General features: G+C 68.6%; 18 protein-coding genes. 9 read left to right on the top strand and 9 right to left on the bottom strand.

Annotated features, from left to right (window positions below):
• The first annotated feature begins 33 nt into the window (after positions 1-33).
• The 4 genes from R2707_07530 to R2707_07515 are packed head-to-tail and all read left to right on the top strand — an operon-like array spanning position 34 to position 4,985.
• Entirely contained in the window at positions 34-2,172 is a 2,139-nt protein-coding gene (locus R2707_07530) for an MMPL family transporter (protein MEZ5244930.1), read from the top strand.
• Entirely contained in the window at positions 2,169-3,062 is an 894-nt protein-coding gene (locus R2707_07525; protein ID MEZ5244929.1) for an alpha/beta hydrolase, read from the top strand. Before R2707_07530 ends, R2707_07525 begins: the two co-directional genes overlap by 4 nt.
• On the top strand, positions 3,059-3,787 hold the full coding sequence (locus tag R2707_07520; GenBank protein MEZ5244928.1) for a hotdog domain-containing protein: 729 nt from the start codon (positions 3,059-3,061) through the stop codon (positions 3,785-3,787). The genes R2707_07525 and R2707_07520 overlap by 4 nt, the downstream gene beginning before the upstream one ends.
• Positions 3,777-4,985 carry a cytochrome P450 gene (locus R2707_07515; protein MEZ5244927.1) on the top strand — a complete coding sequence of 403 codons (1,209 nt, stop codon included), beginning with the start codon at positions 3,777-3,779 and terminating at the stop codon, positions 4,983-4,985. The genes R2707_07520 and R2707_07515 overlap by 11 nt, the downstream gene beginning before the upstream one ends.
• 384 nt (positions 4,986-5,369) lie before the next feature.
• On the opposite strand, the gene R2707_07510 is transcribed toward R2707_07515, so the two are convergent.
• Both R2707_07510 and R2707_07505 read right to left on the bottom strand, forming a co-directional pair.
• Positions 5,370-6,776 carry a PQQ-binding-like beta-propeller repeat protein gene (locus tag R2707_07510; protein ID MEZ5244926.1) on the bottom strand — a complete coding sequence of 469 codons (1,407 nt, stop codon included), beginning with the start codon at positions 6,774-6,776 and terminating at the stop codon, positions 5,370-5,372.
• Positions 6,777-6,858: 82 nt separating this feature from the next.
• A complete protein-coding gene (locus R2707_07505) occupies positions 6,859-7,692 on the bottom strand; it encodes a mycofactocin-coupled SDR family oxidoreductase (GenBank protein MEZ5244925.1) in 834 nt (277 codons plus the stop codon).
• 94 nt (positions 7,693-7,786) lie between these two features.
• Here R2707_07505 and R2707_07500 point away from each other — a divergent pair, with 94 nt between their 5' ends.
• Entirely contained in the window at positions 7,787-8,530 is a 744-nt protein-coding gene (locus tag R2707_07500) for a glucose 1-dehydrogenase (protein MEZ5244924.1), read from the top strand.
• Between the two features lie 30 nt (positions 8,531-8,560).
• On the opposite strand, the gene R2707_07495 is transcribed toward R2707_07500, so the two are convergent.
• The 6 genes from R2707_07495 to R2707_07470 all read right to left on the bottom strand — a co-directional run bounded on the left by R2707_07495 (position 8,561) and on the right by R2707_07470 (position 18,346).
• Entirely contained in the window at positions 8,561-9,298 is a 738-nt protein-coding gene (locus tag R2707_07495; protein ID MEZ5244923.1) for a hypothetical protein, read from the bottom strand.
• A 79-nt stretch (positions 9,299-9,377) separates the two neighbouring features.
• The gene (locus R2707_07490; protein ID MEZ5244922.1) at positions 9,378-11,030 is read right to left on the bottom strand and encodes a hypothetical protein; all 1,653 of its coding nucleotides are present in this window, start codon (positions 11,028-11,030) and stop codon (positions 9,378-9,380) included.
• A gap of 337 nt (positions 11,031-11,367) precedes the next feature.
• Complete coding sequence (locus R2707_07485; GenBank protein ID MEZ5244921.1) at positions 11,368-12,963, bottom strand: GGDEF domain-containing protein; 1,596 nt, start codon at positions 12,961-12,963, stop codon at positions 11,368-11,370.
• 254 nt (positions 12,964-13,217) lie between these two features.
• A complete protein-coding gene (locus R2707_07480) occupies positions 13,218-14,231 on the bottom strand; it encodes a hypothetical protein (GenBank protein ID MEZ5244920.1) in 1,014 nt (337 codons plus the stop codon).
• Positions 14,228-16,282, bottom strand: coding sequence for an EAL domain-containing protein (locus R2707_07475; GenBank protein MEZ5244919.1), 2,055 nt, complete (start codon positions 16,280-16,282; stop codon positions 14,228-14,230). The genes R2707_07480 and R2707_07475 overlap by 4 nt, the downstream gene beginning before the upstream one ends.
• Positions 16,283-16,345: 63 nt before the next feature.
• Positions 16,346-18,346 carry a hypothetical protein gene (locus R2707_07470; protein ID MEZ5244918.1) on the bottom strand — a complete coding sequence of 667 codons (2,001 nt, stop codon included), beginning with the start codon at positions 18,344-18,346 and terminating at the stop codon, positions 16,346-16,348.
• A gap of 145 nt (positions 18,347-18,491) precedes the next feature.
• On the opposite strand from R2707_07470, the gene R2707_07465 reads away from it, so the two are divergent.
• The 4 genes from R2707_07465 to R2707_07450 all read left to right on the top strand — a co-directional run bounded on the left by R2707_07465 (position 18,492) and on the right by R2707_07450 (position 22,966).
• Positions 18,492-19,475: an ATP-binding cassette domain-containing protein gene (locus R2707_07465; GenBank protein ID MEZ5244917.1), complete on the top strand. Its 984-nt coding sequence runs from the start codon at positions 18,492-18,494 to the stop codon at positions 19,473-19,475.
• Positions 19,472-20,275: an ABC transporter permease gene (locus R2707_07460; GenBank protein ID MEZ5244916.1), complete on the top strand. Its 804-nt coding sequence runs from the start codon at positions 19,472-19,474 to the stop codon at positions 20,273-20,275. The genes R2707_07465 and R2707_07460 overlap by 4 nt, the downstream gene beginning before the upstream one ends.
• A 154-nt stretch (positions 20,276-20,429) precedes the next feature.
• Positions 20,430-22,100 carry an amidohydrolase family protein gene (locus tag R2707_07455; protein MEZ5244915.1) on the top strand — a complete coding sequence of 557 codons (1,671 nt, stop codon included), beginning with the start codon at positions 20,430-20,432 and terminating at the stop codon, positions 22,098-22,100.
• 50 nt (positions 22,101-22,150) lie between these two features.
• Complete coding sequence (locus tag R2707_07450) at positions 22,151-22,966, top strand: DM13 domain-containing protein (protein ID MEZ5244914.1); 816 nt, start codon at positions 22,151-22,153, stop codon at positions 22,964-22,966.
• Positions 22,967-23,008: 42 nt separating this feature from the next.
• Here R2707_07450 and R2707_07445 read toward each other — a convergent pair whose 3' ends face one another.
• A complete protein-coding gene (locus tag R2707_07445; protein MEZ5244913.1) occupies positions 23,009-24,067 on the bottom strand; it encodes an endo-1,4-beta-xylanase in 1,059 nt (352 codons plus the stop codon).
• Between the last annotated feature and the right edge of the window lie 53 nt (positions 24,068-24,120).

The following is a 24,120-nucleotide window of genomic DNA, read 5'->3' as shown; positions in this document are numbered from 1 at the left end:
CTGGGGCGATGGTGCGCAGGTCACCGGTGGTGGGTGATCGGTGCCTGGGTCGCGATACTCATCTCCGCGCTCCTTGTCGGGCGGAGCCTCGGCGGCGAGACCAGCCTGGTTTTCGAGGTTCCGGGTGCCGAGTCACAACAGGCCTTCGATCTCCTCGAGGACCGATTCCCCCAGCGCTCCGGCGACACAACAGACGTGGTCTTCGCCGCGACCGACGTGCGAGCCCCCGACGTGGTCGCGAAGATCGGTTCGCTGATTGCTGAACTCGCGCTTCTGGATCATGTCGATTCGGTCAACGACCCCTACGCTGCCGACGGCGGGACGATCTCACAACGAGGCACGGTCGGCTTCGCGACGGTGCAATTCGATCAGCGCGGCTCCGAACTTCCCGACGACGTCCTGGACGAGCTGAAGACTCTGGTCGCCAACGCGAACACCGACCGACTTCAGGTCGAGGCGGGCGGTCGAGCGATTCAGTTCAGCGAAATCGAGGGACCGGGCGGTCGGGCCGAGCGCATCGGCCTGGCGGTTGCCATCATCGTCTTGTTGGTCTCGTTCGGATCCGTTGTTGCGATGGGTCTCCCGCTGATCACCGCGTTGTTCTCGCTCGGCGTCGCCCTCTCGCTGCTCGACCTGCTGGCCAACTGGATCGAACTTTCCGACTTCGGACCTCGCTTGGCCACACTCGTCGGGCTCGGCGTCGGCATCGACTATGCCCTCTTCATCGTCACCCGTTTCCGGGCGTCGCTCCACGAGGGGCTCGACGTGTCCGACGCAGTAGCCCGAGCAATGGACACCTCCGGACGAGCTGTCGTATTCGCTGGTTTGACCGTCGTGATCTCGCTCTCGGGCATGTTGTTGATGCGGGTTCCCATCGTGCAGGCATTGGCCATCGGGGTCGGTGTCGCGGTGGTCGTCGTGCTCGCCGCAACGCTCACCTTGGTGCCGGCGACCCTCGGACTGGTAGGGCACCGAATCGACTCCTGGCGCCTTCCCGGGTTGCACCGCGACGAGTCGGCGCATCGAACATCGGGCTGGTTCCGTTGGAGCCGCATGGTGCAACGCCATCCCTGGCCCTTCGCCATCGTCGGCACGGTCCTGCTGGTGACATTGACGATCCCGGTGTTCTCGTTGCGTCTCGGCAGTGCCGACGCCGGAAGCGAACCCACCACAAAGACTTCACGGCGGGCCTACGACCTGCTCGCCGAAGGGTTCGGCCCGGGTTTCAACGGGCCGTTCCTGGTCGTCGCCCAGGTCCCCCCAGGCGGCGACCAGACTTCGCTCCAGCGCACACTTGATGCGATCGCGACCGAGCCCGGTGTCGCAGGGGTCACCCCGTTCTCGATGAACCCGGCCGGCGACACCGCCGTCGCCTCGGTCTTTCCGGCGACATCCCCGCAGGACGAAGCCACCCGCGACCTTCTCTCTCGCTTGCGATCCGACGTCATCCCGAAGGCGAACACTGCCGGTCTTGAAATCCATCTCGGCGGGGTCACCGCAGTGTTCGAGGACCTGGGTACCACGCTGGCCGACCGGCTGCCGGTCTTCATCGGCGCGGTGATCGGGATGTCGTTCCTGCTGTTGATGGTGGTGTTCCGTTCGATCGTGATTCCGATCAAAGCCGCGATCATGAACCTGCTGTCGATCGGCGCCGCGTACGGGGTGATGGTCGCGATCTTCCAATGGGGTTGGGCGAAAGATCTGATCGGTCTCGACGCCACCGGACCGATCCAGTCGTTCATCCCGATGCTGCTCTTCGCGGTGCTGTTCGGTTTGTCGATGGACTACGAAGTCTTCTTGTTGTCACGGATCCGCGAGGAGTACGTGCGAACCGGTGACAACGCGACCGCAGTGGCCGACGGCCTCGCGGCCACGGCGCGGGTGATTACGGCCGCGGCGGCGATCATGGTGGCCGTCTTCGGTTCGGCCGCCCTCGCGGAGGACCGCACGACGAAGCTGTTCGGAATCGGGCTCGCCTCGGCGATATTCTTCGACGCCACCCTTGTTCGGTCGCTGCTGCTGCCGGCGACCATGGAACTGTTGGGAAAGGCGAACTGGTGGTACCCGGCCTGGCTCGACCGTCTCACCCCCCACATCAGTATCGAAGGTCACGCCGAACCCGACCTCACCATTGTTGAACTCGGCCGAGTGGAACCCGAGCTCATCCGATGACGCCACGACCAGTACGGCTCGCCGGTGGCGGAATCGAGTTGGCCGCCGATCTGTGGGGCGACCCCGACCATCCAGCGATTGTGTTCCTTCACGGTGCCGGGCAGAACCGACGCGCCTGGGACGAAGCGGCCCGCTCCGTCGCCGCCGCCGGGTGGCATGCCGTCACAGTCGATCACCGGGGCCACGGTGACAGCGAATGGCCCGTTGAGTCCGCTTACGAATGGGACCACTTCGGCGACGACGTCGTTGCCCTGGTGGGGCGCTTTCCCACTCCGCCGGTGGTGGTGGGTGCGTCGCTCGGGGGCATGGCCGCGCTCATCGCGCAGGGCCGAGCTGACGCGCAGCTCTATCGGGCGTTGGTGTTGGTTGACGTGACGCCCCGCATGGAGCTCGATGGGGTGAAGCGAATCGTCGGGTTCATGGCCGCCCACCCCGAAGGCTTCGACAGCCTCGACGCCGCATCCCAGGTGATCGCCGACTACACGGGCCGCCCGAAGCCGGACTCTCCGGACGGGCTGCGCCAGGTGCTGCGCCAGAGTGGCGACGGGCGCTGGCACTGGCACTGGGACATCCGATTCCTCGAAGGCCGAGCCGACGAGATCCTGAGTGCGGAGCAGGGGACCGCCCGCAGCGACGGGATCCGTACGATGTTGCTCGACGCCGCGGCCCGGATTCGCGTGCCCACACTCGTTGTTCGGGGCGCGCAAAGCGACATGGTGTCGCCCGAAGCGGTGCGCGAGTTCGTCGACGTCGTTCCCGGCTCCCGGTTCGTCGATGTCGCCGACGCCGGCCACATGGTCGCCGGTGATCAGAACGACCGCTTCGTCGGCGCCGTTCTCGACTTCCTCACCGACCTTCGCACGGACCCGACCGACAGGACCACGACATGACCGGCACGATCATGGGCGGCAACAGCGACGATCACCCGGACCTCCCGGCCCGAATCGACGCCGCGACCGCGATGCGCCGGCTGTCCCACGCCATCGTCTCGCACCGAGTCGACATCGCCACGCTGTATCGCATTGCCGAAGCGGCCGATCGCCTCGCCGACGAGATCGAGGCCCAACCCGACCGCGCCCGGCTCGACGAGCTCTCGGCGTCACCCCGATTCGCGGCCGCAATGGCAGGCGCGCCACTCTCGCGAGTCGTCGAGGACGGCGCGTTCGTCGACCTTTTCCACGACTCTCCGGTTTCAGGATCGGCCAGCCCGTTGAGCATGGGCCTCCGCATCCGCCGCGATGGCGAACAGTCCGTCGGCACGGTAACGCTCGGGCCCGGCTGGGAGGGCGCCCCGGGCCGCGGCCACGGAGGAGTTGTCGCCGCCTGCGTCGATGAGGCCATCGGAGGTTTGCTCCCGATCATCGGCACGATGGCCTTCACCGGTCGCCTGACGCTCAACTATCGAGCGCCGTGCCCGCTCGGCGAACCGCTCGAGTTTCGAGCCTGGCTCGAACAACGAGACGGGCGAAAGCTCCACATCACCTGCACCGGCACCGGCCCAGCCGGCCTCTTCGTCGAAGCCACCTCCATCTTCATCGCGGTGGAGCTGAGCGAACTCGCCGGCCTCGCCGACGCAGCCACAACCACCACCAAGGAACTCGACCATGACACCTGACGAACTCATCCTCGCCGTGATGTCCACACCCGAGGGACGTCACAACCCCTACCCCCTCTATCGCCAACTGCACGAGACCGCCCCGGTTGCGCGCAGCGAGATGGCCCCGATGTGGGCGCTCACCGGCTACCAGGACTGTCACCAGGTACTCCGTGACCCTCGATTCGGCAAGAGCGACCCCGATCAGCCGATGTCGTTGTTGCCGGGCGGGGCGCCCCGGACTCGACTCAAATTCGCTCGTCACTCGATGCTGATGGTGAATCCTCCGGATCACACCCGATTGCGCGGACTTGTCAGCCGCGAGTTCACCCCTCGGCGTGTCGAGCGACTCCGCGAAAGCGTCGAGACCATGACCGATGAGATCCTCGACGGGCTCGAACCCGGCGAATCCGTGGACCTGATGGACGCGTTGGCGTTTCCGCTGCCGGTACGCGTCATCGGCGAACTCCTCGGGGTCCCCGCCGAAGAACGCGACGACTTTCGCCCGCTCGTACTCGCCGCTGCGCGCTCAATCGAACCCTCGGTGAGCGAAGAAGAGATGCGCGAGGCCGACATCGCCGGCCAAGCCCAGGCCGAATACTTCGCCGACCTGCTCGAGCGGCGCACGGCCCATCCCGAAGACGACCTCCTCTCGGCGTTGATCGGCGTCCGCGACGGCAGCGACAAACTCAGCACCGACGAACTCATCGCCACCGGCATCTTGTTGTTCGCCGCCGGGTTCGAGACCACGACCAACCTCATCGGCAACATGGTCGTCACCCTCCTTCAACACCCCCATCAACTCCAACGGGTCCGCGACGACCGCTCACTCATCCCCGGGACAGTGGACGAGGTACTGCGATACGAATCACCCGTGCAACTCGACCTACGCGTCGCGTTCGAGGAAGTCGACCTACACGGACATCACATCGAAGCGGGCGACGCCATCATCACCATGCTCGGAGCGGCGAACCGCGACCCCGAAATGATCGACGACCCGGACCGATTCGATGTGGCCCGTGGCGAGGTCCCCCTACTCAGCTTCGCCACCGGTATCCACTACTGCCTCGGCGCCAACCTCGCCCGCATGGAAGGCCAAGCCGTTCTCACCAAGCTGCTCGACCGATTCGGCACGATCGAACTGCTCGACGATCAACCCGCCTGGCGAGACCGCCTCACACTCCGCGGCCTCGACCACCTCAACGTCACGGTCGCCTGACGGCTGATCACCCGCGGCTGCGCACACTGAGGGGGAAGCTCAGCGCTTCGCCGACGAGTCGTGCTCGAGTGCCACGGACAGCCACACCGGCGCAGCGCGTCTACCGACAGTCATCACGCCTCCACCAACGGTTATCAGAAGCGGTCAGCTCAGATCCGAAAACGACGGGACGGTCGCGCTGCGCAGCCGCGTCGGCCGGTCATCCCATCCCGCATCCCATCTACTGCACGGAACAGGACCGTTCTGGCCGACGGGGCCGCACTCGATCGCACGGAAACATGCGGCTCGGACGATGTTCTCGGTCTTCACACGGCAGAGGTCGAGGGTTCAAGTCCCCCATCGCCCACTCGGAAGATCCAAGGTCGCTCGCGGGTGACGGCAGGCTCAGGTGTCGGGCCGGAAGGCGATCACGCCACCGAGCGGGTTGGCGGGGCTGCCGAAGAACCAGAAGCCGTACGGCGCGAACACGGTGCCGTCGACGACGCTGACACCGCCGCCGAGTTCGGCGCCGAGGTCTTCGCTCCAGAGCTCGGACCCGTCTGCGGTGTCGAGTGCGTAGAGCGTGCCCGGCGTCGTGGGCTGGAACAGCACGCCGTTGGCCAGGGTCAACGCACCGAACGAAGAGGCCGGGATGGTGACCTCCCAGATGATCGAGCCGTCGCTGGCATCGAGCGCGAACGTGCGTGACGTGTTGGCCGGGTTGGCGTAGTCGTAGGCGTTCACCATGACGTTGGACGACACGTAGATGACGCCGTCGGTTCCGGCTTCGGCGTCGAAGGCCGCGGTCATCATCACGCCGCCGAGGTGGCTGCCGGCGGTGAGTTGGCGGGCCCACACCGTCTCGCCGGTGTCGCGATCCAGCGCGGCATACACACCGGCCTTGTCGCCGACCCCGACCACGGCCCGTCCGTCGATGCTGAAGAGGTTCGGCGCGGCGCCGATGTCGGCATCGGGGCCCTGCGGGGGCGTCCCGAAGATCGTGTAGACGTCGCCTTCGGTGAACTGGCGCAGCCAGACGATGTCGCCGGTCGTGTAGTCGAGCGCGGCAAGCGCGTCACTCATCGGCGCCGCGGGTTCCTCGTAGGTGTTGCCCGTGCCGATGAAGATCATCTGGCGGCCGGTGTCGACCGCGGCGGTGGACCAGACCGACACTCCCGCTCCGCTCTCGGCGTCGTCGTCGGTCATGTAGGTCCGCCACAGCTCGGCTCCCGATGTGGGGTCGAGGGCGACGACGGCACCACGGAAGGTGTAGTCGGGCTTCGGGATCGCCAGCTCGTACGACGCAACGCCGACGATGATGCGGCCATCGACCACCACGGGTGAGCCGAAGATCCTCGTCTGAGGGTGGCTGTCGAGCTGGATGCTCCAGTTCACCGCGCCGGTGGTTCGATCCAGCGCATGGAACCCGCCCTCGCCGTCGCCGACGAAGACCTGGTCGCCGTGCACCGTGGGGCTCGCATCCACCATGACGCCGGCGCCCGAGCCGCTGGTGAGCTGTGTCGACCACTTGAGCGCGCCGGTGGCCGTGTCGACCGACCGCAACGTGCCATCCCATCCGCCGAAGTAGACGGAGTCGAGAAAGACGACGGGCGTGCTGGTGACGCCGTCGACGCCGTCGTGGCGCCACACCTCGGTCAGGTCGGCGGCCGTCGTCGTCGAGATCCCGCCCGCCCACGCGGCGTTGCGGGAGTTGGCGCTGTCGAATCCGTAGCCGAGCCAACACGCGCTGGTGCTGAGCGCGAGGACGACGAGCAGGGCCGGGAGCCGAAGCCGGGTCAGTGCCGTGTGCATGCAACGAGAATGGAGGGCTGCGGTTCGTTGCGCAACGCCTCGACACCCCGACCCGCGTGTGGCGCCGTTCGGCGGCCTCGGCTCAGGGCATCCCCGCAGCGCTGCCGAGACTCACCTCGACGGTGGAGCCGGTCACGTGGCGGGCTTCGTCGGAGGCCAGGTACAGCACCGCCGCGGCGACCTCCGTCGCGTCGATCCACGGCACGCGCATCGGATTGGTGGCCTGGTAGCGGGGAGTGACCTCTTCTTTGGTGGGATCGACGAGGTCGGGGCAGAACAGGCTGTAGAGGGCAGGGTTGTGCACCATGTCGGTGTCGACCGCAGCCGGACAGACCGCGTTGACGGTGATGCCCCGGCTCGCCACCTCCAGCGCGAGCGTCTTCACCAGTCCGATGATGCCCCACTTGCTGGCGACGTAGTGGGCGAGGTTCGGGTTGCCCATCCGCCCCGCCATCGACGAGGTGGCGATGATGCGTCCGTTGCCGCGCTCGAGCATCGGCACGACCGCGGCCCGCATCGTGTTGAACGTGCCGGTCAGGTTCACCGCGATCATGTCGGCCCACATCTCGTCGGTGAGCTCCCAGAACCGACCGAAGCCCACCACGCCCGCGTTGGCGACCGCGATGTCGAGCGACCCGAAGTCGTCGACCGTGGCCGCCACCGCCGCGGTGATCGCCGCGCTGTCCCGGATGTCGGCCTCGATGGCGAGTGCCCGGCGCCCCTCCTGCTCGATCAGGGAAACCGTTTGGGCGAGGTCGTCCGGTTCGGAGAGTGGGTAGGGCACCGTGTCGATCGACGCGCAGAGGTCGACCACACAGACATCGGCACCCTCACGGGCCAGCGCCAGTGCATGGGCCCGCCCCTGGCCCCTCGCCCCGCCCGTGATGAACGCCACCCTGCCGTCGAATCGTCCCATCGCGTCTGGATAGCACACGCGCGTCGTTGCGCTCATGTTCGTCGGCGTAGTCGCGTCCGTTTGCCATCCGGCCTGGCGGGGAAGAGGATCGGGCATGCGCTTGGAGGGGAAGTCGGCGATCGTGACGGGTGGTGGCCGGGGGATCGGCCGCGCCATGGCGATGAGGTTCGCGGCGGAAGGTGCGTCGGTCGTGCTCACCGACCTCGACGTCGACCATGCCGAATCGGTCGTGGCCGAGATCGTGGCCGCGGGAGGTCGCGCCCTGGCCGTGAAGGCCGATGCGGCGGTTGCGGACGACGCCGAGCGGACCGTGCGGGAAGCGCTCGCTGCATTCGGTCGGATCGACGTGCTGGTCAACAACGCCGGGCTCGCCCAGCAGCACGCGGAGGGGACAGAACTCGAACGCTGGGATCGTGGCGTCGACGTCACCTTGTCGTCGGCCTACCGCCAATCGGTGGCGGCCGTTCCGCACATGCGCGCGTCCGGTGGGGCGATCCTCAACATGTCCTCGATCGCCGGCAACCGGATCGGAACCTCCGCGCCGTGGTACGACGCAGCCAAGGCCGGCCTCGTGGGCCTGACCCGTCACCTGGCGGTGGAGCACGGCCGCGCCGGCATCCGGGTGAATGCCCTCTGCCTGGGGCTCATCGAGACGCGGCGCACCGCGTTCATCCACGACGATGCGGCGGCGCGTGCGCAATGGCTCGCGGCGACGGCGCTCGGCACGGTCGGCCAGCCCGAGGAGGCCGCGGCGGCGGCGTTGTTCCTCGTCTCCGACGACGCGTCGCTGGTGACCGGGCAGGTCCTCATCGCCGATTCGGGACGAACGATCCTCTGACGGACGCGGCCCCGCAGCGGCACGGTCCGGTCAGCGTTCTCCAAGACTCGCCGCGGGGAACGGCAGGTGCTCGTGCATCACGTCGAAGTAGATCGACGGGTCGCCGTCGTGGGGGATGTCGAGGAGTTCCTCCGGGGTGCGGCGGCTGTTGAACACCCGGTGGGCTTCCCAGAATCCGGTGCGCAGCGTCCATCCGGGCGTGCCCTCGGCGGAGACGCGCCGTTCGGTGCCGTTGTCGACTGCGATGGGGGGCAGGCCCGCGGCGGTGATGCCCTTCTGGAGCCCGGCCATCGCCGCATCGATCTGGGAACCGAGCTCGGGGGTGTTGCGGTGCGCGGTCGAGCCGATGGCACCGTGCAGGTCGGCCTCGTGGGTGAAGAGATCGGCGAGCAGGAGCCCGGCACCGGCGAGGGTGGCGGCGAGGGCGTCGTCGGCGCTCGCCCACCAGCGGGCCAGATCGGGAATGGTGCGGTGCTGGTTGTCGGCGACGAGCTGGGCGAGCCACGGGTTCGGGTCGCCGCCGCCCATGACGGCCTCGGGAATCTCGCCGGCGACGATCGCCATCGGCATCGACACGAGATGGGCGACGAGACCCTGGACCGTCCAGTCCGGGCACGCCGGCACCCGGGTCGCGAGCTGGTCGTCGTCCATCATCACGGCGGCGCCGATGACGCGCTCGCGGATGTCGAAGTACATCGAGGCGAGCCGATTGGGGGCGCGCAACGAATCCTGCTCTGCGGCGGTGGACGGCGGTGTGGTGTCGCTCATGGTCGGCTCCCTCGCATCGGGTCGCCATCTTCGCGCGTCGACGCACGAATCATTCAGCCTCTGGCGCTGGCGCGTCCGGTCAGCGCCGGATCTTCTGCACCGAGTAGCGCTCGTGCTCGTTCTCGAGGCTGAGCGCGACCTCGCGCGGCGTCACTGTCGTCCATGTGATGAAGCCGGCCGGGAGGATCCCGACCTCTTTGAGCGCCTCGGCGGCGGTGCTCGCGCAGTTCCGACCGGTGAGGTAGTACTCACCGGGGTTCGCCGCGAGCGCCTCCCAGTAGTCGCGCAGGGTGTCACACGTGGTGCAGTCGTCGAACGTGAACCACCAGATGTCCCAGTCCGCTGCTCGGTGTTCGGGTGACCCGCGATAGTCGCCGGCCAGACGCGAGATGGCGCTGATGGTCATCCCGTTCGGGTGGATCCGCGGTGTGTTCTCCCGCAATCTGCCCACCTTGCCCTCGGTGCCGGGCACCGTGTTGAGGAAGGTCCGGTCGCCCTTCGGGAAGTAGCCGAACGTCTCGCTGTAGTTCCCGCAGATGACGTGGGTCTCGACATGCGAAACGTCCAACGTGTCGACCTGCTTGATCATCACGCCGACGAGGCACTTGCCGTCCTGGTAGGCGATGCGTTCGTGGGCGAAGAGGTGCAGCGGTTCCTGTGGTCCGTGCGGGCAGTCGACGGGGATCGTCACCTCGATGGAGATGCCGAGGCCGTCGGGTCCGTGGTCGTCGAGGTACCAGCGACTGGTCAGGTCCTCCATGCGCAGCCGCCCGCCGCCGTCGCACTCCCCGGGGGTGATCCGAGCCTGGTAGATCAGGTCGAAGTAGTCGCGGCCGTCCTCGCCGCGAACGTCGAGATCGAGATGGGTCCGGAGTGGGTCACGGACGCCCTTGGCGTCGCAGCAGTCGTTGAGGACCGCGATCGGACGTCTGCAGCAGGTGAGGATCGTGTGGGCACCCTCGATGGAGATCTCGGCGTGGCAATTGCAGGTCTCCCGTCGCTCCTCGGGTTCGCGTGGCTGGCGAACGGGGCCCGGGTCGGACGGGCGTTGCCACGGGAGGCGCCATCCCCGGCGCCACCACAGGATCAGGAGACCGGCGATGCCCGCGGTCATGCCGAGGGCGATCCGATACTGGTAGTCGCCCCAGCCGGACGGGGTGTTCTCGCCGAGGATCTCCCGGGCTTCGGCGTCGGTGAGCGCCCGGAGAGTCGTCGTCGTGGTGGTGGACGTCGTCGTGGCGACCGTGGTGGTGGGGGAGACCGCGACCGGGTCGATGCGGAGCATGGTGTGGCCGGTCGGTATGTCGGTGAAGTCACGGTGGCCCTCGGGGACCTTGCCGAACGCGGTCGCGCCGATCCCGGTGAAGTCGACGGTCACGGGGGCGCCGGGAAGGAGCACGCACGTGCCGGCGTTGTCGACGTCGAAGAAGAACCACTCGCCGACGCCGAACTCGTCGAGGACGAACGGGAACTCCTTACCATCGACGAACCCGCAGGGGGAGACGTCGGCCCCACCCACGAGCCTGATCCCGTCGCTCGCCGGCACGGTCGTCACCTGACCGAGGATGAGATCGCCTTCGAGGTAGAAGGTGATGACGCCGTCGCCGATGAAGGTGAACTCGCCGAGCAGCTCGGGCGGCACCTTCTCGGTCGGCGGGTCCTGACCCGCAGCCGGCGACGCGCCGAGTACCGAGGCGAGGATCAACACGGCGAAGGTGCGGCGCAATGTCATGGCAGGAGGATCGTCTCGCGCCGCCAGCGAGATGTCATCCGGGAGCACGCGTCTGCGTCCGGTGGTCTCGCACTGGGGCACCTCAGGCGATGGCGACACGATGGCGGTCTCGGCGGGTAGGGCCCGCGTCGTGGATGATCGGCGCCTTCCGCGGTTCATTGGAGCCGGAGACGGCACGCAGGCGTTCATCGACTACTTCGAGCGCATGGCGGCCGAGCATCTCGGCGAACGACAACGGCGTGTTCGGAACGCCGGTCCACGGCCGACCGGCGCCATGGCGTCGGCAGCTGTCGGCGCCGACGGGCCCGTTCCTCGTTGCCTGGGTGCTGCCGGTTGCCTACCCGGCGGAATCCTGGGTCACGTTCGCACGGTCCCGCGTTGCTGCGTCTGCAGCGCGAGCCCGGTTTCGGGCAGCCTTGTCGTCGTACACCGCCAGGTCGGCGGCCTGCATGAGGTCCGAGAGCGCGCGAGGACCCTCGCCGCGAGCGAATCCGGCGCTGAACCGGAGCGGGATCCGCTCGTCGCCGAACGCAAACGAGTCGGACCGGATGTCGTCGATCCCGGCGCGGAATCCACCTTCGTCCCAATCCCCTGGAGCGTGCACGGTCACCAGGAACTCGTCGCCTCCCAGCCGGATCACCGCGGCGACCGTGCCGGGATGGTCCCGCTCGGTGTGGGCCGCGAGCCGCGACAACCGCTGCGCGACCTCGACGAGAATCGCGTCACCAGCGGCGTGACCGTGGAGGTCGTTGACGAGCTTGAAGTCGTCGAGGTCGATGATGACCACGAGGTGGTGGTGTAGACGCGGGTCGGTCGAAAGCGGTCGCACCCGCTCGTCGAGATCGCGACGATTCCCGACACCGGTCAGGGCATCGGTGGTGGCCAGCTCCGCCCGTTCGCGCGCGAGTCGGGCCGCATGTGTGAGCCGGCGGACGAGAACGACGCCGAGCGCGAGCGCCACGACGATGCAGGCGACCGCCAGCGCGAGCATGGCTTGTCGTTGCCCGGTCGCGTCCTGCCGGGCGGCGTCTCGGCGGGCGCTGTCGTCAGCGACCAACTCGTCGATCACCGACTCGACGTCGGGCTGTAGCGCGTCGATGGCGGCCAGCATCTCGGAGAGCGAGAAGGGAGGAGGATCGTCACCGTCGCGCAACTCGCGCGACCAGCGGTCGTAGGCAACGAGATCGCTCGCCGCGACGCGCCGGTCGAGATCCGCCGTCGGCGCGGTCAAAAGGTCACGTGCTTCGTCGATCTCGATCCAGATGGACCCGTCGAGCGGGGTGGTCGGATCGACGCCGAACCAGCCGCCGGTGGTGCGGACGACGTCGGTCATCGTGTCGAGGAAGTCGGCGGCGGCCGGATCCACCGGCCGCCCGTTGACCGACGCGTCGGCTGCGGTGCCTTCGATCAGCACGTGGAATGGGAGGGCGCTGACGAAGCTCAGCTGCTGGATCGCGTCCTGTTGCGTGAGCACGACATCGGGGGCTCCGCTCCAGCGGGCGTAGTCCTCGGCAACGGCGAAGACCTCCGCCAGGTCACCCACCCGCGGATCGTCGAGCGCCTCGAGATCCGCGTCGGCGAGAAGGGCCCGCGCTTCGGTCCCGATCAGATCGTCCCGCTCGGCGAGGCGGGTGATCGTCGCCATCGCCTCGCTGGTCCGCCCGGCCGCGGCATCGAGTCGACCAGAACGGTCCCCGGCGACTCCGACGGCGTCGAGCATCCGCACGGCGACGACTTCGACCGTGGCGAGCTCGAGGTCTCGGCGGGCTTCGAGCAACTCGTCGGTCGCAGCAGCCCTCGCCAGATCCTCGACCTCGGTGCCCCTCGCCTGCGCGCCGGCGAACAGCATGCCGGCGACGACCAGCGCGACGACCGAGGTCAGTGCGAGCCCCCACGTGAATGTGGAGCCGGAGTGGTGGCGTGCTCGCAACATGGTGTGGACAGTATCGGCGCCCCGCCACGCGGGTTGAGACCCTCTCGAGTCGGCGAGGGTCAGCGGCGCGGCCGAACGGCGGTGCGGTCGGATCGATGGTTGACCTGGCCGACTCGCCACGGTCGGCCTCGTCGACGTTGCGGCCTCCGGAACTGCGACGTTCGGACTCCGGGCCGACGAGCTCACCGAACGGTTCGCGGGCTACATCGCCGACCACGAGATCCCGCTCGAGCGCCGTCCCGGATAGCCGTGGGTCAGCCGGCGAGCACGCCGGCGCACTCCGACTCGGCCGCAAGCGCGGCGAAGAGGTCTTGGCGGGCGGTCCGGTACTGCGCGGGCAACTCGGCGATGTCCGTCGCGGCGGCGAGCCCGGTGCCCGATTCGGCGACCAGGACTGCGAGGCCTGGGGCCACCTTGGCCTCCTCGGCGGCGTCGGCAGCTCTCGCGGCGGTTGTGGCTTCGGGCGATGGCGTGAGCTCCGCGGTGCGGAGATCGAGTCGGGCGGCGAGCAGCCGACTGCCGTCGAGTTGCCGTGCGGCGCATCGCACGGCGATCGGGTCGTCGACCGCGCCCGGGAACGCGTCGGGTTGCTGGAGCGCGATGCCGGTCGCCAGCGCGCCGGCGATCACGTCCATGTGCCGATGTGCGTCGGCCGACAGCGAGTACGAGCGTTCGAAGTCGCCCGTCGCCCACGCATCGGCCTGCTCGAGCAGCTGTGTGATGTGCCCGTGGAGCACGTGCACGACGGCGTGGAAGTCGGCGTTGCCGCTGGTGACGACATCGGCGTAGCTCGAGAAGTCCGATTCGTAGTGGTCGAGGTCGGCGACCGCCCGCTCGGCTTCGGCGGTGCGACCCGCCCCGATCGCCCGCGCGTAGTCGTTGAAGAACTCGATGTGGTTCGTCCACAGCTGATCGAAGGCCGCCGCGCCCTCGGGGCCGTACACCAACCCGAGCGACAGCGTGAGCGAGTCGGTGTTGGCGGTCAGTGCGTCGACCGTGGACGGTTCCACGGTCCCGTCGACCGCTTGGCGCATCGCGAGGATCGACAAGTCGCTGTGTTCGGTGAGCTGGGCCTGGAGCAGTGAGCGCAGGACGGGTGCCGACGCCACTGCGGTTCGGTCGGGATCGACCGGTTGGATCTCGTCGGCGACCGACCGGTCGAGCGCGAAGACGGGGCCGGCGTCCTCGTTCGCCGGCGCGTCGCCGCAGGCGCCGACGAACAGCACGGCGACGAACAGGAGGCCGGTGCGGATGTTGGTGCGGATCATGTCGATGGGTTTCCTTCCCGGAGGAACGTCGTGGCCGAGAACTCGTCGGTGAAGGCGAGGAACTCCTCCCGGGGCATGGGCCGGGCGATGAAGTAGCCCTGTGCGGTGTCGCAGCCCATGTCGGCGAGGAGTTCGAGGACCGGCTCGGTCTCGATGCCCTCGGCGGTCACGGCCAGCCCCAGGCTGTGGCCGATGCTGATGCAGTGCTCCACCAGCGCCCGGGATCGTTGCTCGAGCTCGATCCCGGTGACGAAGCTCTGGTCGATCTTCAATTCGGTCAGTGGAAGCTCCGACAGATAGCTCAACGACGCGTACCCGGTGCCGAAGTCGTCGATCGCGACACCGCAGCCGAGCGAGCGCAACCGCCCGAGCGTCTCGAGGGCCCGGTCGAGGTCGACCAGGAGCGTCGATTCGGTGAGCTCGAGGACGAGCGAACCGGCCGGGAGCCCGGAGTCGGCGAGCAACCGGGCGATCGAGTCGGCCAGCGTCGGGTCGGCGATGTCACGCGTCGAGAGGTTCACCGACACGGACAGGTCCCTTCCATCGGTGTGCCAACGGGTGGCCTCGGCGACCGCCATCGTGAGCACGTGGTCGGTGAGCAGTCGCCCGATCGGGAGCTGCTCGACCGTTCCGATGAAGTCGCCCGGCGGGACGAACCCGCGAGTCGGATGGTTCCACCGCACGAGCGCCTCGGCGCCGATGATCGCCCGGGAGGCGAGGTCGAGCTTCGGCTGATAGTGCAGGATGAACTGCTCGTCGCCGATCCCGACCCGGATCTCCGAGGCCAGCGCGAGCGCGTCGCTCGAGTAGTTGTCGAGCTCGTTGCGGAAGAACTCCAGCCGGCTGTGTCGCGACTTCGCGGCGTACATCGCGATGTCGGCCTGTTGCAGCAGCCGCTCGCCGTCGGTCGCCGCGTCGTCGAGGCGCACCGCGCCGAACGTCGCCCGCACCTCCAGCGTGAGTCCGTCGAGCTCGACCGGCTCCTCGATGCGCTCGAGGAGCCTCGCGACCAGTGAATCGACCTGATCGTCGCCGAGATCGTGCAGCAGCACGGCGTACTCGTCGCCCCCCATCCGGGCGACGACGTCGTCGGGCCGGAGGTCGGTCGCGATCCGTTCCCCGACGATGCGCAGCAGCCGATCGCCGCGATCGTGGCCGAGGGTGTCGTTGATCGTCTGGAACCCGTCGAGGTCACAGAGCAGCAGGAGGTCGCGATCCGCTGTCGCCAGGCCGCGGGACCCGGTGGGGCGGGGCAGGCGGGTGGCTCGGGTCGCGAGGTGGGCGACGAACGCGTCGCGGTTCATCAGCCCCGTGAGCGAGTCGTGTGACGCCAGATGGAGGTTCTCCTCGGCCTGCTCCTTCAGCCGCCGCGACGCGCTCGCCACCATCCGGAACACGGAGAGATACAGCAACGCGAGACCGATGGTGAGCACCGCCCACAGGCGGTTGGTGTCGGCCCGGATCGCGGCGGCGATCGGCGCGAACGGCAGGTAGATCTCGAACGCGCCCACGACCTCGCCCGTCTCGTCGGCGGAGAACTCGCCGTCGGCACCGACCCGCAGTGGGATGTACACGGCGAGGAGTTCGCCGAACTCGCGTTCCTCGCGTTCCTCCGGGGCGCTGAGGTCGGTGATCTCCGAGGTGATCTCCCCGGCGAACGCTTGTTCCAACGTCTCGGCGCCGGCGAACCAACGGGTCCGAAGTGCGGTGTTGTCGGAGTAGACGACCCAGTGCTGGCGGTTCCACACCTTGAGGCGGACGATCCCGCCGGGTGAGAGGCTCGATCCCAGCGACTCGTCCAGCGCGGCGAGACGTTCGTCGGGGAGCGGTCGGAAGTCACGCGTCAGGTCCTCGGGTTCCAGGAAGGGACGTACCCCGACGTTCGCGGCGACCTCGCCGGTTCTGGCGGCGTCGGCGATGGCCCGGTCGCGGACGGTTCCCGACAAGACGACACCGAGTCCGAGCCCGATGCCGACGACCACGACCAGCGAGACGACACCGAACCTGAAGAGGAGCGGGGTCCGGCGCGCGAGTCGAAGGGCGGAGGCCATCGGTTCCCAGTCGGCGCCGGCCGTCCCTACATGAGCACCGCCTCCGCGTCGCCCTCGGTTGCGTCAGGTCGCCGGTGCGACGCAGGGTGCCCCGCCGCACACGTCGATGACCTCGCCCGTCCGCAGGAAGTGGTCGATCTGTTCGATGGCGGGGAGATGGCGACGGGGATCCTCGTGAGGGTCTTCACCGTCGCGAGGGGGAGTGTTGGTGATCGGCGGCACGGGTGAGCCGGTGTCCCACAGCACGACGGCGGATCCGGCGAAGGGGTACGACGTGATGCGAGGGATCGCCCAGAACGGCTCGACGTCGGTCGAGCGGTCCTGCGCCACGGCCGGCCACACCACCGACGCCCCCATGGTGCGGGCCATCACGTCCATCGCGACATTGGCCACCTGGTGGTCGCCCAGCGCCCCGTGCAGCAGGGCCCGCTTCTCCCGCTGACCGCGGAGCGGCTCGTCGAAGTAGGCCGCGTAGCCGTTGCCCTCGCTGCGGTCCCACAGCATCTGCATCAGGTCCAACAGCAGCGCCTGGTCGACCTTGTCGGGGTAGGCCGGGTTGAGCACGAGCTGGAACGTGTCGAAGTCGACGCTGCGGTTGAGCAGCGTGCTGTAGTTCATGCCCGGCACGCCGAACACGCCGACGTCCCAGTCGGTCGAGACGGCGGTGGAGACCGGACCCATGATCCCGCCCTGGCTGATGCCGTAGTAGCCGAGCTCGGAGGTGTCGAGGCGGGGTGCGCCGGCGTCGTCCTGGAACGCAGGGTGCGCGGCGAATCCCTCGGCGTGGCGCATCAGACGCCCGAGGAACAGCGTGTTGAGGTGGCCCTGGAGCAGACGGTCGGCCAGGGTGGGGAAGAGGCTCGCGTCGCCGAGCACCCTGATCGCGTGGGGGACGTCCTCCGCGGCCATGCCGATCAGGTCCGTGCCGCAGACCACGTGGTTGTGGTTCTCGGCCAGCAGGCGGGGGCCGGTCGAGGTCACCTGGTTCCTCGTGCCGAGAAGACCGTGGCCGTAGATCAGGCCCCGGCCCGGCGTCTCCCCGGTCGCCACCGCGGGGATCATGCAGCGGTACACGGCGGACCACGAGCCGTTGACGGTCGGTCGTCCCCGGCGGTCGAGGTTGAGCCCGTTGCCGGCCGTGCCGTCGCCGGTGAGGTACAGCGGCACGTCGTAGGTGCCCTCGATCAGGCGGTACGACGCGCCGGCGGGCACCTCGTCGCGATCGACGGTGAACGTGGGCGATCCACCGTCGAGACGGCGGAACGCATCGTCGCGCATGCGCAGGAGTGGAGCGGTGAGGTCGCCGGTCGAGATGACCGTGAACTCCCACGCGAGCACCAGGTCGCCACGCTCGACGCCGGCCCGCTCCAGCTCGCCGAAGATGCGCTCCATGTCGGGTCGGCGGGCCTCCACCTCGCGCACGTCGCTGCGGAGGCGATCGCGGTAGGCCCGGAACGCATCGGTCGGCTCGATGGGGGCGCCGTCGTGGTCGACCAGGTTGCGCAGGGCGACGATGATCCGATGCCCGTTCGGGTAGTTCTCCGCCGGCCTGACGTAGAGCACCTGGCGCTCGGGATCGACCGCATTGGCATCGAGCTCGGCCCAGTGCGGCCAGCGCTCACCGGTGGTCGCGTCGAGCACGACGCTGCCGGAGTCGGCATCGAGCGAACGGGCGATGTCGGTGACGGGTGCGAGACCCGATCCCTCGGGGTCCACGCCGGGGACAAGTGCCAGCGCGGCGGCACCCGGGCTGAACCCGTCGTTGGCGTTGAGGCGCGAAGCGTCGACCGATGCTTCGGCACCGTTGACCGGGAGGGCCACCTCGGGTATGGCGACGTGGTGGATCCGGCCGGAGGTGCCCCGCCGGTCGGCGAAGTGGTTGCTCGGGAACGGCAGCGCACACTCGTGGCCGATGAACTCGCACGCCGTGTCCTGATCGAGGGTCAGGTCGATCGTGCCGTTGAAGCGGTCCTTCGGATCGCGGTGGTGTCGCCCGCCCCGATGCGGATGGCAGGCCGTGGCCACCAGTCCGAACGCCAACAGCAGCACCACGATCCGTCGCATGAGTCCCCCTCGTCCCGACGTCGTCCCGGACTCTTTGTAGCAAACGGACGCGGGTCGGGCATCCCGGCCCGGAACCGGAAACCTCCGCCGAGTGTCACACCTCCCGGATACCTTCTTCTTCTGATCGAACGGCGGAGGACCAACGATGACTGATGCGATCCGTGCCACCGGCCTGGTGAAGCGCTACGGCGAGGTGACCGCACTGGCCGGGCTGGATCTCACGGTGCCCGAAGGAACCGTGCTGGGTCTCCTCGGGCCCAACGGCGCGGGCAAGACCACCGCGGTGTCGATCCTGTCGACGTTGCTCGTGCCCGACGAGGGGCAGGCCACCATCGCCGGTGCCGACCTCATCTCGGAGCCGGACGAGGTGCGGCGACGGATCGGGCTGTCGGGACAGTTCGCCGCGGTCGACGAGGTGCTCACCGGCTACGAGAACCTCGACATGGTCGGCCGTCTCTACCGGATGGGCGCCAAGGCGTCGCGGGCCCGGGCCACCGAACTCCTCGAACGCTTCGACCTGGTCGACGCGGCCGATCGGCCGGTGAAGACCTACTCGGGAGGCATGCGGCGCCGCCTCGATCTGGCCGGCGCGCTGGTGGCGTCGCCGCCCGTGCTGTTCCTCGACGAGCCCACCACCGGGCTCGACCCCCGCAGCCGCATCGACCTGTGGGTGATCATCCGCGAGCTGGTCGAGCGGGGGTCCACCCTGTTGCTCACCACGCAGTACATGGAGGAGGCCGACCAGCTGGCCGACGACATCGTGGTGATCGACCACGGGCAGGCCATCGCCCAGGGCACGGCCGACGAGCTCAAGACCCGGATCGGCGGCGAACGCATCGAGGTGATCGTGGCGGATCCGGCCGACCTGGAGACCGCCCGGTCGGTGTTGACGACCGTGGCCGTGGGCGACGTCGAGGTCACCGAGACGGCGAGACGGCTGTTGGCGCCGGTGTCGGGAGGCGCCGAGTCGCTCGCTCGCACCCTGCAGGGTCTCGGCGAGGCGCACATCGAAGTGAGCGACGTCGGGCTGCGTCGACCGACCCTCGACGACGTGTTCCTCACCCTCACCGGTCATCACGCCGGCGAGAACGGATCCCGCACCGACGACGGCTCGGAGGACGCACGATGAACCAGCTCCGTTGGATGTTGGCCGACACCGCGGTCATCGCGAAGCGCAACGTGATCAAGATCACCCGGGTGCCCGAGGTGATGGTGTTCGTGCTGATGTCGCCGGTCATGTTCGTGCTGCTGTTCGGCTACGTGTTCGGCAACTCGATCGCCGTCGAAGGGACCAGCTATCGCGAGTTCCTGATCGCCGGCATCTTCGCCCAGACCGTCATGTTCGGTGCCACGTTCACGGGCGCCGGTATCGCCGAGGACATGCAGAAGGGAATCATCGATCGGTTCCGCTCGCTGCCGATGTCCCGGGCCGCCGTGCTGGCCGGGCGCACCATCAGCGACGTCGTCTACAACCTGCTCTCCCTGCTGATCATGGCCGTCACCGGCCTCGCCGTCGGCTGGCGCATTCGGGGGTCGATCCTCGATGCCGTTCTCGGGATCTTCCTGTTGCTCCTGTTCGCCTACGCGGTGTCGTGGATCATGGCCTACGTGGCGCTGCTCGTGCCGAGCGTGGAGGTCGTCAACAACGCTTCGTTCATGGTGATCTTTCCGCTCAGCTTCGTGGCCAACACCTTCGTGCCGTCCGACGATCTGCCCGGTCCGTTGAAGGCGTTCGCCGAATGGAACCCGGTCTCGACCGTCACGCAGGCCTGCCGCGAGCTCTTCGGCAACATCCCCGAGGGCACCCCCGAACCCGACGCGTGGCCGCTCCAGCACCCGGTGCTCTACACCCTCGGCTGGGTTGCGCTCATCGTCGCCGTGTTCGGGCCGCTGTCGGTCGGCCGCTACAACAAGGCCAGCCACCGCTGAGCCGGCCGCGTCGGAGCCTCGGGACCTGCGAGCTCGCGGACGGTACGGCGACGGGTCGGCACCGGACCGTCTCCGCCGGCGTGGGCCTGCGGAGCTCGCTGTTCAGCGCGCCGGCGACGTGGTTCACTACGGCGAGTCGCACAAGGGGGACGACATGTCGTACGAGCTCGTGATCCGAGGCGGAACCGTCGTCGACGGGACCGGCGCGCCGGGCAGGGTCGCCGACGTCGCCGTCGACGGGGGACGCATCGCCGCAGTCGGGCCGGACTTGCACGGCGAGCGCGAACTCGATGCGTCGGGGCACGTCGTCGCCCCGGGGTTCATCGACATCCACACGCACTACGACGCGCAGGTTTTCTGGGACCCGGGGCTCACGCCGTCGGCGTTCCATGGCGTCACCACCGTCGTCGCAGGCAACTGCGGGTTCTCGATCGCGCCGACAAGGAGCGAGGGCGTCGGCATCTTGAGCCGCACCCTCCAGCACGTCGAGGACATGAGCCTCGACACGCTCACCGTCGGGGTGCCGTGGTCCGAGTTCGAGTCGTTCGGCCAGTACCTCGACGCGGTCGAGTCCCGCGGGGTCGGCCTCAACTACGGCTGCTACGTCGGTCACACCGCGGTCCGTCTCTACGTGATGGGCGACGACGCCTACGAGCGGGCGGCGACCGCCGACGAGATCGAGGAGATGCGCGGGATCGTCGCCGACGCGCTCGACGCCGGCGCCATCGGGTTCGCCACGTCGGCTGCGCCGACGCACAACGGTGATCGTGGCCGGCCGGTCCCGTCGCGCGTCGCCGACCTGGACGAAGTTCGTGCTCTGGTGGAGCCGCTTCGGGCCGCCGGTCGGGGTGTCGTCGCCCTCCTGCCGGGCGGGGTGTTCTCCAACGACGACATGTTCGCGCTGCAGCGCGAGATCGGCCGCCCGATCACGTGGACCGCGCTGCTCACGTTCGCCGGCCGGCCCTACCACGAGGGGGTGATCGGCGAGCACGACGTGGCCCGCGCCGGGGGAGTGGAGGTCTGGCCGCAGGTGTCGTGTCGCCCGCTGATCTTCCAGATGAACATGGAGGAGCCGTTCACGATGAACATGCGGCCGGCCTTCGCGAAGCTCATGGACGGCTCCCGTGAGGAGCGGATCGCCGCCTACGCCGACCCGTCGTGGCGGGCGGAGGCGTGGGACGAGGTGTCGGGCCGGTCCGGCGCGCTGCCGGTGAACTGGCCGGCGCTGTCGGTTGCCGAGTCCGAGGCGCATCCCGAGCTGATCGGCCGGGGCGTGGTCGAGCTGGCCGAGGAGCGGGGGTGTACGCCACTCGATGTCGTGCTGGATCTCTCGCTCGAAGAGGACCTGCGCACCCGGTTCAGCTCGGTGCTGGCGAACAACGACGAGGACGCGATCGCCTGGCTGCTCCCGCGCGACGGTGTGCTGCTCGGCCTGGCCGACTCGGGAGCTCACGTCAGCCAGCTCTGCGATGCCTGCTTCGCGACGGACCTCCTGGGCAACTGGGTGCGGGAACGTCAGGTCATGTCGCTGGAGCGGGCGATCCACAAGCTCACTGCGGAGCCCGCCGAGGTCTACGGACTCGCCGACCGCGGGGTCATCGAGGTGGGCCGGGCCGCGGACCTGGTGGTGTTCGATCCGGCGACCGTGGCGCCAGGACCCCTCCGGCGGGTGCGGGACTTCCCGGCCACCGGCGAGCGGCTGACGGCCGACGCGCCAGTCGGGATGCGACACGTCCTCGTCAACGGCGTGCCCATCCGTGTGGACGGCGAGCAGGTTCCCGATGACGTCTCGGGCCGGCCCGGTGTGGTCCTGCGGGGCGCCTGACGGGGCGACGTCGGGAACGATTCTCGTGCGGAGGTCGTTGACCTCACATCATGAACGAGACACCCTCTCGCCGTACGGTCGGCCGCATCACCCGCCTGGAACTGATCGTTGCCGCCGCAGTCGCGGCGGTCCTGCTCCTGCTGGTCCTCATCGAGCCGGAGATCCTCGAGGCCCCGTTCGAGAACGGCCGGACCATCCTGTTCACCGTCGGCGGCACGGTGCTCGCGGCGATCGCGTTCGTCGCGATGCTCCGCTACCGCGTCCCGGCGATCGTGAGACTGGTCGTGTTGCTGGTGCCGTTCGCGATCGTCAACTGGTGGCTGATCTCGCCCTACTTCATCGACGATGTGGTCGACGAGGCGTTCTCGACATCGATCGCCGAGCAACTCGCGTCGGCCGACGAGCCCTCGGCCGACCAGCCGGCGGCCCCCGCCACGCCGACGAATCCGACTCCCACGACCCCGTCGATCGAGGAGGAGCCCACGGTCGACACGACCCCGCCGACGACCGAGGCACCTCCGCCCAACGGACCCGCGCTGCTCGGTGCGGGCTCGTTCGTCGGCCTTGCCGGCCATTCGGGAACGGGCGATGCCGGCATCTTCGAGAACCCCGACGGGTCGCTGGTGCTGCGATTCGAGAACTTCGACATCCAGAACGGGCCCGACCTCGAGGTGTACCTCGTGCCCGGCGCCGACCAGACCTCACTGGCCGATGGTGCGATCCACCTCGGTGCACTCAAGGGCAATGTCGGCGACCAGAGCTACGAACTGGCGCCCGGCACCGAACTCGCCGCAGGTCCCTACACGGCGCTCGTCTGGTGCGAGGCGTTCACCGTCGAGTTCGTCGGCGCGACGATCAGCATCTGAGCGCGATGCCCCACACGGCGCAGCGCCACCTGGCGTGGATCGCTACTCGGCCGTGAGGCTGTCGTAGACGGCCACCAACGCCGGTTTGGGCACATTGTCGTGGTCGTACAGCAGGCCGTGATCGAGGAGGCCGAACGTCGTCCCGGGGATCCAACTGTGGGCGTCGCTCACCCCCCACAGCACGATCGTGTCGCACGCCGGATCACCGACGCATGCGTCGACCACCTTGGCGTAGGCGTCGGCTTGCGCGGTCAGAGCCGCGTTGTCGTCGCCCTGGGCGGCCAGGAGCGCGACATCGAGCTCGGTGATCGCCCACTCGAGTCCCAACGGGCCGACCCACGACGCCAGCTCCGCATAGTCGGTGGCCTGCTGGCCGAACAGATGTGCCTGGAAGCCGATGCCGTCGATCGGAACACCCCGGTTCGAGAAGTCGGTCGCCAGCGTCCGCGTCGCCGCACATTTCGGCACCAGGGCGCAGTCGGTGCGGTCGGGAGAGGCCCCCGGACCCGCGGGCAGACCGTTCAACTGGCTGTCGGCGGCGACGATCACATTGTCGTAGAAGTCGTTGATGTAGAGCTCGGCGTCGGGGTCGGCGGCTCGCGCGAACTGCAGGGCCAGCTCGATGTAGTCGTCGCCGATCACCTGCTGCCAGATGGTGTCTCGTCGGGTGCCGTCGGCGTGGAACGCCTCGTTCACGACATCCCATTGGGTGACGACACCGGGGAAGTTGTCTCGATAGTGCGAGACGACGGTGGTGATGTGGTCCTCGAGCACGGAGAGCAACGTCTCGCGGGTCCAGATGCCGCTGGTGACCCACGCAGGCAGCTGCGAATGCCACACCAACGTGTGGCCCCGTACCGACTGTCCGTTCGCTGCGGCGGTGGCGACGATCTGGTCGGCCAGGGTGAAGTCGTAGGTGTTCGGACCCGGATGGATCAGGCTCCACTTCATGTGATTCTCGGGGGTGACGATCGTGGCATCGTTGCGCACGATCGTCTGGTAGATCGGGTCGGTCGCCAGAGGCCCCGGGTCGATGGCGTAGCCGAAGTCGATCCCCGCTTCCTCGGCCGGTGTTCTCAAACACGCCGATGCCAGAAGCACGCACATCACCATTGCCGAACAGGATCTTCGCACGACTCGACGGTAGGTGACGG

The sequence above is a fragment of the Acidimicrobiales bacterium genome (genome assembly GCA_041394245.1).
GTDB lineage: Bacteria > Actinomycetota > Acidimicrobiia > Acidimicrobiales > Aldehydirespiratoraceae > JAJRXC01.
This window is presented reverse-complemented; position numbering and strand designations above follow the sequence as displayed.